Origin of the sequence: Paraburkholderia dipogonis (assembly GCF_046027395.1) — a bacterium.
GTDB lineage: Bacteria > Pseudomonadota > Gammaproteobacteria > Burkholderiales > Burkholderiaceae > Paraburkholderia > Paraburkholderia dipogonis_A.
The window spans coordinates 64,370-76,375 of record NZ_JAQQEG010000046.1 but is presented as its reverse complement, the minus strand read 5'-3'; the positions used below and the strand labels follow the sequence as shown (position 1 = coordinate 76,375).

The window sequence follows — 12,006 nt, the reverse complement described above, 5'->3', positions numbered from 1 at the left end:
ATATCGTCTGCCGGATTCGACCTGGCGCCGAAAACTCAGTGCGCCGCCGCAGCCGCCGCACCCGCATCACCACCGGTGCGTTCTGGCTTCGTGATCCAGATCAGTGCGATCAGCGCGACAAAGATGCCGGCGGACACGAAGAACAGATCATTCACGCCCAGTTGCGCGGCCTGCTGGGTCGCCATCGTGTTGAACAGGCCATACGCCTGCGGTTGACTGAAGCCTGCCGCGCCCATCTGCCGGATCGACTGGTCGAACACCGGGTTGTACGTGTTAGCCTGTTCGGCCAGTTGCGCGTGATGCATGATCGTGCGGTGATCCCACGCGGTCTGGAAGATCGACGTGCCAATGCCGCCGCACATGATCCGCACGAAATTCGACAAGCCCGACGCCGCCGGAATCCGGTTGCCCGGCAGCCCCGACAAGGTGATCGACACCAGCGGGATAAAGAACCCCGCCATGCCGATTCCTTGAATCAAGGTGGGCACCAGCAGCGAGTACGTATCGACGCCGGTCGTATAACGCGAGCGCATCCAGAAGCACAGCGCGAACACGAGAAACGACAGGGTCGCAATATAGCGCGGATCGGTACGCGGCAAAACCTTGCCCGTGATCGGCGATAGCAGCACGGCGAACAGGCCGACCGGCGCCATCACGAGACCGGCTTCGGTTGCGGTGTAGCCGATGTCGGTTTGCAGCCAAAGCGGTAGCAACACCAGATTGCCGAAGTAGAGTCCGTAACCGATCGACAGCGCGACCGTACCGCCTGTGAAATTACGCCGGCTAAAGAGCGACAGGTCGACCACCGGATGCTCGGCCGTCAATTCCCACACGATAAAGAACGCGAGCGCGATCACCGCGACCAGCGCCAGCACGACGACGGTCGTCGACGAAAACCAGTCGAGATCCTTGCCCTTGTCGAGCATGACCTGCAATGAGCCGACCCAGACGATCAGCAGGCCGAGACCGACGCCGTCGATCGGTGCTTTTCTGATGACGGAATCGCGATTGCGGAAGATCATCCACGTCGCCACGGCCGCAATCGCGCCGACCGGAATGTTGACGTAGAAAATCCACGGCCACGAGATGTTGTCCGAGATCCAGCCGCCGAGAATCGGGCCGGCCACCGGCGCAATCAGCGTGGTCATCGCCCACATGGATAACGCCATCGGCGCCTTGGCGCGTGGATAGCTCGCGAGCAGCAGCGTTTGCGACAGCGGAATCATCGGACCGGCCACCGCGCCTTGCAACACGCGCGAAGCGAGCAGGAACGGCAGCGTCGGCGCAAGGCCGCACATCCATGACGAGATCACGAACAGGATGATCGATGCCATGAACAGCCGCACCTGGCCGATGCGATCGGTCAGCCAGCCGGTGAGCGGCACGGAGATCGCGTTGGCGACCGCGAACGAGGTGATCACCCACGTGCCTTGATCCGACGACACGCCAAGGTCGCCCGAAATCGACGGAATCGATACGTTGGCGATCGACGTATCGAGCACATTCATGAAAACGGCGAGCGACACCGCGATGGTGCCGATCACCAGTTGCGCGCCCTCGAGCGGCGGATGAGGGACTTGCGCCTGAGCCTGAGCCATTAAAGAAGCCTTGTCTGAATCGTCGCGTGGCTTACATCAGCTTCGCTGCGACAGGCTTCGTGCCGCCGGCCTGGGACGACTTTTGCGAGCCGCCGTTCGGGCCGGCATTTTCCGAAATGATGCGAGCGATTTCCGCGTCAGCCTGGTCGCCGTACTTCTCGAACACGTTGGTCTGATAGACCGTGTTCGGCGCCTGACCGAGTTGGCCGCCGTTGTCGTCCTTGATGCTGACGTCGGCTTGCATGGACAGGCCGATACGCAGCGGATGCTGTTCCAGTTCCTTCGGATCGAGCGCGACCCGCACCGGCAGACGCTGCACCACCTTGATCCAGTTACCGGTCGCGTTCTGCGCGGGCAGCAGCGAGAACGCCGAACCCGTGCCCGCCGAGAAGCCGACCACCTTGCCGTGGTACACCACCGACGAACCGTACACGTCGGCCGTCAGTTCGACCGGCTGGCCGATGCGCATGTGCTTGAGCTGCACTTCCTTGAAGTTCGCGTCGACCCACACGCCGCCGAGCGGCACGATCGCCATCAACGGCGTGCCCGGCGAGACGCGCTGGCCCACCTGCACCGAGCGCTTCGCCACGTAGCCGGTGACCGGCGCCGGCAGGTTGTTACGCGCGTTGTTCAGGTACGCGTCGCGGACCTTCGCGGCGGCGGCCTGCACGTTCGGGTGATTCGCGATCGTGGTGTTGGCGGTCAGTGCGCGGTTCGAGTTCAACTGCTGCTGGGCGGCGTCGACGGCGGCTTGCGCACTCTTAACGGCGTCGCGGGCGTGCGAGATTTCTTCCTGCGACACGGCGCCGGTTTGCGCGACCGTCATACGGCGCTTCAGGTCGTCCTGGGCGCGCGACAGGTCGGACTGGCGCTGGGCCACTTGAGCCTGATATTGGTTGTCGTCGGCGAACAGGCCGCGCACCTGGCGCACCGTCTGCGCGAGATTCGCTTCGGCCTGTTCGAGCGCGACGCGGGCGTCGGCCGGATCGAGCACGACGAGCGGGTCGCCGGCCTTCACCGTTTGCGTGTCGTCCGCGTTCACGGCGACGACCGTGCCGGTGACTTGCGGCGTGATCTGCACGACGTTGCCGTTCACGTACGCGTCGTCGGTGTCTTCATGGAAGCGCGCGACGAGGAAGTAGTAAAAGCCGTAAGCGATCGCGGCGATCAGGATCACGATGACGAGCAGCGTCATCATAAGCTTGCGTTTGCTGTTGTTCGCCGGTGGTTGCGCCGGTTGCGTCGGCTGCGGGGCCGGCTGAGTCGGCTGTGTAGTCGCCGCGGGCTGTTGGGTGGTGCTCATTGATGTGCTCCGGGTTCTTTCAAACGTCGTCGTTTATTCGGATGTTCGTGCGCGTGTTCGATCTGGCCGTGGTTCGCGCGCTCAGTTTGCCGCCGCGGTCGCGGCGGTGGCCGATGCCGGAGCATCGGTCGGCACCACGAGGCCGGTCTGCGTCGCGTCGAACCCGCCGCCGAGCGCCTTGATGAGGCCGATCTGCATGTCGCGGCGGCGCATCTTCAGGCTGGTCACCGTCTGTTCGGCGGCGAGGCGGTTCTGGTCGGCGGTCAGCACCTGCAACTGCGGCGACAAACCGGCCTTGTAGCGGATCACAGCCAGCTGGTACGCCTTGGTCGATGCGTCGAGCGCGCGTTGTGCGTCGCCTTGCTGCTGGTCGATCGAGCGGATCGACGACACTTGCGTCGCGACGTCCGAGAGGGCGCCGATCAGCGTCTGGTTGTAGTTCGCCACGTCCAGGTCGAAGTCGGCGTAACGGCCCTTCAGTTGCGAGCGCAGAGCGCCGGCGTCGAAGATCGGCAGGTGAATGGCCGGGCCGAACTGGATCTGACGACTGCCCGCGGTGAGGAAGCGACCCCAGCCGAACGCGTCGAAACCGAAGCCGGCCGCGAGGTTCACGTCCGGGAAAAATTCGGCTTTGGCTTCCTTCACGTCGTGCATCGCGGCTTCGACTTGCCAGCGCGCGGCGACGATATCCGCGCGGCGCGCGACGAGGTCGGCCGGCAGATTGTTCGGCAGCGCCACGATGTCGCCCTTGGTCAGCGTCGGTTGCGCGATTTGCAGGCCGCGATCCGGACCCTTGCCGAGCAGTGCGCCCAACTGGTAGCGCACGACGGTGATCTGGCCGTCGAGGTCGGTCAAATTGGACTGGCTGGTCGCGATGTTGCCGTTCGCGGTTTGCCGCTCGACATTGGTGTCGAGGCCGGCGGTCACGCGGCCGTTGGTGATGCGGCCGATATCCTGCCGATTGGCGATTTCACGCGCGGCGATGTCGCGGAACGCGTACAACTGGGCGAGCTGGTTATACGTGCTGGCCACCGATGCCGCGAGCGTGACGCGCGCCTGCTGCATGTCGGCCTCAGCGGCTTTTTCCTGCGACACGGCCTGACCCAGACGCTGGCGATTCTTGCCCCATAGGTCCAGATCCCAGGACGCGCTCGCAAGCACGTTGTTCTCGCTGTACCAGGTGCCGCCGAAGGGCGGCGGGTAGATCGAGTTTGACGAGAATATTTCGCGGGTCCACGAATAGCTGCCGTTCACCTTCGGGTACAGCGCCGAGCGCGAACTCTCGATATACGACGAGGCCTTGGCGAGCCGCGCCTGCGCCTGCGCGATCGACGGACTGCCTTCCAGCGCTTCGGCGATCAGCTTGGGCAGTTGCGGGTCGCCGAACTGGTTGGCCCAGTCGAGCGACGGCCACTGGCCGCCCTGACCGGCGAGGCTCTGCGTGGACTCGTACTGAGCGGGCGACGAGATTTGCTTGTCGCTTTTCATACCGAAGTAGTTCGCGCACCCCGTGAGGGCGAGCGCCGTCACCGCGGCGGCGACAGCGGCCCGGCTCGAAAGCGCGGGCGCGGACAGGGAAAGGGATTTCATCGCTCGACTCTTTGAGTGGAATGTAATGATGGACACTGCAAGCAATTTCTTACGATTTGCTGTCAAAATTGCTTGCCGCATCACGGGTTAGTCCCGTTTGTTCGCCGGAATTGACGAGCACGCGACGCAGCATGCTCTTCAGAAAACCCACTTCTTCCGGGGTGAAGCCGCCCAGCAGACTGTCCAGCACGCCCGTGAAAATGGCCGGCATTTTGGCGGCGATTGCGTGGCCTTCCGGCGTCAGCGCGAGGCGCACGACCCGCCGGTCTTCATTGCTACGCACCCGCGTCAGCAAGCCGCGTTTCTCCAGCCGGTCGATCAGACGCGTGACGGCGCTCGCGTCGATGCCGTATTCACGGGCCAGTTCCGCCGCCAGCAGGCATTTGCCGCTCGCCACCATGAACAGGATGCTGCCCTGCTGGCTCGTGATGCCCAACTCGGCCATGCTGCGCTGGGTGACCAGGTTCGACAGGGTCGATTTCACTCGCGAGATCAGATAGCCGACGCTTTCGCCTAGCTGATATTCGCTGATCTCCGGCGGGGGTGTAGAGGACGGCTCCGTCATGATTCTCGTGCGAATGCAATGGTTGACTAGGCAGGATTATAGGGGTCCGTTGATTGACGCGGCAAGTGTTATTACAGCTTAGGCAAGGAACTTTCCCCGCTCAAGTCACAATCCGCGTGATTTTGCGTAGGGTTTCGCCCGCCGGCTTACGTTTCATTTCTGACGTGCCGCTGGGCGGACTACGGCGGCTCTATCAGGGATTACCAGAAAGCTTCATTTGTGCGTGCTACAATATTGGGTTCCCAAAAGTGCGCTTTGGGCTTTGTTGGCTTCGTACACACAATGCTGCTGCTGGCGCACTCAACTGTCTCCAGGTTCCTATGACTCGCGCCCTACGCAACATCGCCATCATTGCTCACGTCGACCACGGCAAGACCACGCTCGTCGACCAGCTCCTCCGCCAGACCGCCACGTTCCGTGACAACCAGGCGGTTGTCGAACGCGTGATGGACTCGAACGACATCGAAAAAGAACGTGGCATCACGATTCTGTCGAAGAACTGCGCGGTCGAGTACGAAGGCACGCACATCAATATCGTCGACACGCCGGGCCACGCCGACTTCGGCGGCGAAGTGGAGCGCGTGCTGTCGATGGTCGACTCGGTGCTGCTGCTGGTCGATGCCGTCGAAGGCCCGATGCCGCAAACGCGCTTCGTGACCAAGAAGGCGCTGGCGCTCGGCCTGAAGCCGATCGTCGTGATCAACAAGGTGGACCGTCCGGGCGCGCGTATCGACTGGGTGATCAACCAGACGTTCGACCTGTTCGACAAGCTGGGCGCAACCGACGAACAGCTCGACTTCCCGATCGTGTACGCATCGGGTCTGAATGGCTACGCAGGCTTGACCCCGGACGTGCGCGAAGGCGATATGCGCCCGCTGTTCGAAGCCGTGCTGGAACACGTGCCGGTCCGCCCGGCTGATCCGTCGGCTCCGCTGCAACTGCAGATCACGTCGCTGGACTACTCGTCGTATGTCGGTCGTATCGGCGTGGGCCGCATCACGCGCGGCACGATCAAGCCGGGCATGTCGGTCGCCGTGCGTTCGGGTCCTGACGGCGCGATCCTGAACCGCAAGATCAACCAGGTGCTGTCGTTCAAGGGCCTGGAGCGCGTGCAGGTCGACTCGGCTGAAGCGGGCGACATCGTGCTGATCAACGGTATCGAAGAAATCGGCATCGGCGTGACCATCTGCGCGCCGGAACAACCGGAAGCGCTGCCCATGATCACCGTCGACGAACCGACGCTGACCATGAACTTCCTCGTCAATTCGTCGCCGCTGGCCGGCCGCGAAGGCAAGTTCGTTACGAGCCGTCAGATCCGTGACCGCCTGATGAAGGAACTGAACCACAACGTCGCGTTGCGCGTGAAGGAAACCGGCGACGAAACCACGTTCGAAGTGGCGGGCCGCGGTGAACTGCACCTGACCATTCTGGTGGAAAACATGCGCCGCGAAGGCTACGAGCTGGCCGTGTCGCGTCCGCGCGTGGTGATGACGGAAGTCGACGGCGTGAAGCACGAGCCGTACGAAAACCTGACCGTCGACATGGAAGACGGCCACCAGGGCGGCGTGATGGAAGAGCTGGGCCGCCGTAAGGGAGAAATGCTCGACATGGCGTCGGACGGCCGTGGCCGTACGCGTCTCGAGTACCGTATTTCGGCGCGTGGCCTGATCGGCTTCCAGTCGGAATTTCTGACGCTTACGCGCGGCACGGGCCTGATGAGCCACACGTTCGACTCGTATCAGCCGGTGCGCGAAGGCGCGGTCGGCGAGCGTCGCAACGGCGTGCTGATCTCGCAGGACGACGGCGCGGCAGTCGCGTACGCACTGTGGAAGCTGCAGGATCGCGGCCGTATGTTCGTGTCGCCGGGCGAGCCGCTGTACGAAGGCATGATCATCGGCATTCACAGCCGTGACAACGACCTGGTCGTGAACCCGATCAAGGGCAAGCAGCTGACCAACGTGCGTTCGTCGGGTACGGACGAAGCCGTGCGCCTCGTGCCGCCGATCCAGATGTCGCTGGAATACGCGGTCGAATTTATCGACGACGACGAGCTGGTCGAAGTCACGCCGCAGTCGATCCGTCTGCGCAAGCGTTACCTGAAGGAACACGAGCGTCGCAGCGCAAGCCGCAAGGGCGCAGTGGACTAAGCAAACGGGCATCGGCTGCGGCCGGTACGACGCACGCTAGCAGTCAGGCAAAAGCCACCTTCAGGTGGCTTTTGTCGTTTCTGGCTTTTAGTCGCGTCTGATAAGCCGCGCCTGGCGGCGCTTTGACCGTTCGTCCCCGATTTCCGCAGAAGACTGTTGCGGCTCCCGAAAGTGGCCCGAAAGCCCGTCGCGACGGGCTTCAGCGGCAATCCGTCTGCTATCTGCACTATCCGTTCTGTGATATGCTCCCCGGGTGCAAAGTTTTAGGTCCTTCCAAGCAAGACTTGATTCGCGCAATCCGCTAAACGGTCAGGCCGTGTCGCGGAAGGTTCTGTAACCCGCTATTTCTCGAGAAACTCGAAGAAAGGTGAGCGTAAAAATGATGAAGCAATTCCAGTCGAACTCTTATCTGTTCGGCGGCAATGCTCCGTACGTAGAAGAAATGTACGAAGCGTATCTCGATAATCCGGCGTCAGTGCCCGAGAACTGGCGCAGCTATTTCGACGCGTTGCAGAACGTCCCTGCATCGGATGGCAGCAATGCCAACGACGTGGCCCATGGCCCGATCGTCGAATCGTTTGCACAACGGGCCAAGGCTAATGCCTTCATCCCGCGCACGGCAGCCGGCGGCGAAGATCTCGCTACCGCTCGCAAGCAGGTTTATGTGCAGTCCCTCATCGGCGCATATCGCTTCCTCGGCTCGCAATGGGCCAATCTCGATCCCCTGAAGCGCCGCGAACGTCCCGCTATTCCCGAACTCGAACCCGCGTTCTACGACTTCACCGAAGCCGACATGGACCAGGAGTTCAGCGCCACGAATCTGTATTTCGGATTCGAGCGCGCGTCGCTGCGTGAGATCGTCAAGGCACTGCGCGACACGTACTGCGGCACGATCGGCGCCGAGTACATGTACATCAGCGATCCGGAACAGAAGCGCTGGTGGAAAGAGAAGCTCGAATCGATCCGTTCGACGCCGAACTTCTCGAACGAAAAGAAAAAGCACATCCTGAATCGTCTGACGGCCGCTGAAGGCCTCGAGCGCTTCCTGCACACCAAGTACGTCGGCCAGAAACGCTTCTCGCTCGAAGGCGGCGAAAGCTTCATCGCGTCGATGGACGAAGTCGTGCGTCATGGCGGCGCCAACGGCGTTCAGGAAATCGTCATCGGCATGGCTCACCGTGGCCGTCTGAACGTGCTGGTGAATACGCTCGGCAAGATGCCGGCTGACCTGTTCGCCGAATTCGAAGGCAAGCACGTCGACGACCTGCCGGCCGGCGACGTGAAGTACCACAAGGGTTTCTCGTCGGACGTCTCGACCGAAGGCGGCCCGGTTCACCTGTCGCTCGCGTTCAACCCGTCGCACCTCGAAATCGTCAATCCGGTGGTCGAAGGCTCGGCCAAGGCCCGGATGGACCGTCGCGGCGACGACAGCGGCCTGCAAGTGCTGCCGGTTCAGATCCACGGCGATGCGGCCTTCGCGGGCCAGGGTGTCGTGATGGAAACGCTGAACCTCGCGCAAACGCGCGGTTACGGCACGCACGGCACGCTGCATATCGTCATCAACAACCAGATCGGCTTCACGACGTCGGACCCGCGCGACTCGCGCTCCACGTTGTACTGCTCGGACGTCGTCAAGATGATCGAAGCGCCGGTGCTGCACGTGAACGGTGACGATCCCGAAGCGGTCGTGCTGGCTACGCAGCTGGCAATCGACTTCCGGATGCAGTTCCACAAGGACGTCGTCGTCGACATCGTCTGCTTCCGCAAGCTGGGCCACAACGAGCAGGACACGCCGGCTGTCACGCAGCCGCTGATGTACAAGACGATCGCCAAGCACCCGGGCACGCGCGCACTGTACGCTGAAAAGCTGGTGCAACAAGGCGTGATCACCGCGGAAGAAGGCGACGAATTCGTCAAGGCTTACCGCAAGGCGATGGACGAAGGCCATCACACGGTCGACCCGGTGCTCTCGAACTACAAGAGCAAGTACGCGGTGGACTGGGTGCCGTTCCTGAACCGCAAATGGACCGACGCCGCGGACACCGCAGTGCCGCTCGCGGAACTGAAGCGTCTGGCCGAGCGCGTCACCACGGTGCCGGAAAACTTCAAGGTTCACCCGCTGGTCGAGCGCGTTCTCAACGACCGTCGCGCGATGGGCCGCGGCGAAGCGAAGCTCGACTGGGGCATGGGCGAACACCTGGCCTTCGCATCGCTCGTCGCGTCGGGTTATGCAGTGCGCCTGACCGGTCAGGACTCGGGCCGCGGCACGTTCACGCACCGTCACGCCGTGTTGCACGATCAGAACCGCGAACGCTGGAACGACGGCACGTACGTGCCGCTGCAGAACATCGCCGATGGTCAGGCGAAGTTCACGGTGATCGATTCGGTGCTGTCGGAAGAAGCGGTGCTGGGTTTCGAATACGGTTACTCGACCGCTGAACCGAATACGTTCGTCGCGTGGGAAGCGCAGTTCGGCGACTTCGTGAACGGCGCGCAAGTCGTGATCGACCAGTTCATCTCGTCGGGCGAAGTGAAGTGGGGCCGTGTTTCGGGTCTCACGATGCTGCTGCCGCACGGCTATGAAGGTCAGGGTCCGGAGCACTCGTCGGCACGTATCGAGCGTTTCCTGCAATTGTGCGCAGACCACAACATGCAGGTCGTTCAACCGACCACCCCGGCGCAGATTTTCCACCTGTTGCGTCGCCAGATGATCCGCCTGTTCCGCAAGCCGCTGATCGTCGCTACGCCGAAGTCGTTGCTGCGCCATAAGGAAGCCGTGTCCGATCTGTCGGAACTGGCGAAGGGCGCGTTCCAGCCGATCCTCGGCGAAATCGACGAAGCCATCGAGGCGAAGAAGGTCAAGCGCGTGGTCGCCTGCTCGGGCCGCGTCTACTACGACCTGCTGGCGCATCGCCGTGAATCGAAGTCGAACGACGTCGCGATCATCCGTATCGAACAGCTTTATCCGTTCGCACATAAGCAGTTCGAAGCGGAAATGAAGAAGTACGACAACGCGACCGAAGTGGTCTGGGTGCAGGACGAGCCGCAGAATCAGGGCCCGTGGTTCTACATCGAGCATCACCTGAAGGACGGCATGAAGGAAGGGCAGAAGCTGGCGTACAGCGGACGTCCGGCTTCGGCCTCGCCGGCAGTCGGCTACTACGCGAAGCACTACGAGCAGCAGAAGGCGCTGGTCGAAGGCGCTTTCGGCCGCCTCAAGAGCGCGTCGATCGCTAAATAAACATTAAAACCGAACCGGGAAAGCGCAGTGCGCTTTCCCGTGCCGCCTTCAGTGACCCGATAAAGGATCACTCGCGGCATTCGAGGTTCGCAGGCGGTCGACGGATCCCTAGATCGCGCGCCGTCACCCGATACGTATTCAGGATATTCATAATGGCTATTGTTGAAGTCAAGGTTCCCCAGCTCTCCGAGTCGGTCTCGGAAGCCACGATGCTGCAGTGGAAGAAGAAGCCGGGCGAAGCTGTTGCTCAAGACGAAATTCTCATCGAAATCGAGACCGACAAAGTCGTGCTCGAAGTGCCGGCACCCTCGGCCGGCGTGCTCGCGCAAGTCATCGCGAACGACGGCGACACCGTCACGGCTGATCAGGTGATCGCCAAGATCGACACCGAAGGCACGGCAGGCGCCGCTGCTGTCGAAGCCGAAGTGAAGCCCGCTCCGGAAGCCGCACCGGCACCCGCCGCTGCACCGGCTCCGGCGGCCCAAGCCGCATCCGCAACGGGTGCGAACACCGCTGCTTCGCCGGCTGCCGGCAAGCTGATGGCCGAGAAGGGTCTGGGCGCAGGCGACGTCGCCGGCACGGGCCGCGACGGCCGCATCACCAAGGGTGACGTGCTGACCGCGGGCGCTCCGGCTGCCAAGGCCGCACCGGCTCCGGCACCGGCCGCCGCACCGAAGGCTGCCAAGCCGTCGCTGCCGGACGTCAAGGCGCCGGCTTCGGCTGACCAATGGCTGAAGGATCGTCCGGAACAACGCGTGCCGATGTCGCGTCTGCGTGCGCGTATCGCCGAGCGTCTGCTCGAGTCGCAGCAAACCAACGCCATCCTGACCACGTTCAACGAAGTGAACATGGCGCCGGTGATGGACCTGCGCAACAAGTACAAAGACCGGTTCGAAAAGGAACACGGCGTGAAGCTCGGCTTCATGTCGTTCTTCGTGAAGGCGGCGGTTCATGCGCTGAAGAAGTTCCCGCTGGTGAACGCATCGATCGACGGTAACGACATCGTCTATCACGGCTACTTCGACATCGGTATCGCTGTCGGCTCGCCGCGCGGCCTGGTGGTGCCGATCCTGCGCAATGCAGATCAGCTGAGCCTCGCCGAAATCGAGAAGAAGATCGCCGAATTCGGCCAGAAGGCCAAGGACGGCAAGCTGTCGATCGACGAAATGACCGGCGGTACGTTCTCGATCTCGAACGGTGGTGTGTTCGGCTCGATGCTGTCGACCCCGATCATCAACCCGCCGCAATCCGCGATTCTGGGCGTGCACGCCACGAAGGAACGCGCTGTGGTCGAAAACGGCCAGATCGTGATCCGCCCGATGAACTACCTGGCGCTGTCGTACGACCACCGCATCATCGACGGTCGCGAAGCGGTGCTGTCGCTGGTCGCCATGAAGGACGCGCTGGAAGACCCGGCGCGCCTGCTGCTCGACCTGTAAGCGCCGGTTCGGCGGGCGCCGGCTTGTCATTGCACAAGCCGGCGCCATATAAGCAACACGCAAGCAGTACGCCTCTAGCATTCCGCAGTACAGGAACGCCGCGCGCCACGAAGCGTGGCCGCG

General features: G+C 62.6%; 6 protein-coding genes and 1 pseudogene. 3 read left to right on the top strand and 4 right to left on the bottom strand.

Going from position 1 to position 12,006, the window contains the following annotated elements; genetic code table 11:
- Positions 1-35: 35 nt before the first annotated feature.
- The 4 genes and pseudogenes from PQR32_RS35015 to PQR32_RS35000 form a co-directional block, all read right to left on the bottom strand.
- A pseudogene (locus tag PQR32_RS35015) lies at positions 36-1,628 on the bottom strand (DHA2 family efflux MFS transporter permease subunit); the annotation flags it as partial.
- A gap of 1 nt (position 1,629) precedes the next feature.
- Entirely contained in the window at positions 1,630-2,901 is a 1,272-nt protein-coding gene (locus tag PQR32_RS35010; protein WP_408238278.1) for an EmrA/EmrK family multidrug efflux transporter periplasmic adaptor subunit, read from the bottom strand.
- Between the two features lie 81 nt (positions 2,902-2,982).
- Entirely contained in the window at positions 2,983-4,491 is a 1,509-nt protein-coding gene (locus PQR32_RS35005; RefSeq protein WP_408238275.1) for an efflux transporter outer membrane subunit, read from the bottom strand.
- A 49-nt stretch (positions 4,492-4,540) separates the two neighbouring features.
- Positions 4,541-5,056, bottom strand: coding sequence for a MarR family winged helix-turn-helix transcriptional regulator (locus PQR32_RS35000; protein ID WP_408218615.1), 516 nt, complete (start codon positions 5,054-5,056; stop codon positions 4,541-4,543).
- A gap of 320 nt (positions 5,057-5,376) precedes the next feature.
- On the opposite strand from PQR32_RS35000, the gene typA reads away from it, so the two are divergent.
- From typA to odhB, 3 genes are all read left to right on the top strand, one after another.
- Positions 5,377-7,203 carry a translational GTPase TypA gene (gene typA / locus PQR32_RS34995; RefSeq protein WP_408238271.1) on the top strand — a complete coding sequence of 609 codons (1,827 nt, stop codon included), beginning with the start codon at positions 5,377-5,379 and terminating at the stop codon, positions 7,201-7,203.
- Between the two features lie 379 nt (positions 7,204-7,582).
- On the top strand, positions 7,583-10,444 hold the full coding sequence (locus PQR32_RS34990) for a 2-oxoglutarate dehydrogenase E1 component (RefSeq protein WP_408238268.1): 2,862 nt from the start codon (positions 7,583-7,585) through the stop codon (positions 10,442-10,444).
- Positions 10,445-10,596: 152 nt separating this feature from the next.
- Entirely contained in the window at positions 10,597-11,883 is a 1,287-nt protein-coding gene (gene odhB / locus PQR32_RS34985) for a 2-oxoglutarate dehydrogenase complex dihydrolipoyllysine-residue succinyltransferase (RefSeq protein WP_132374944.1), read from the top strand.
- The last annotated feature ends 123 nt before the right edge of the window (positions 11,884-12,006 follow it).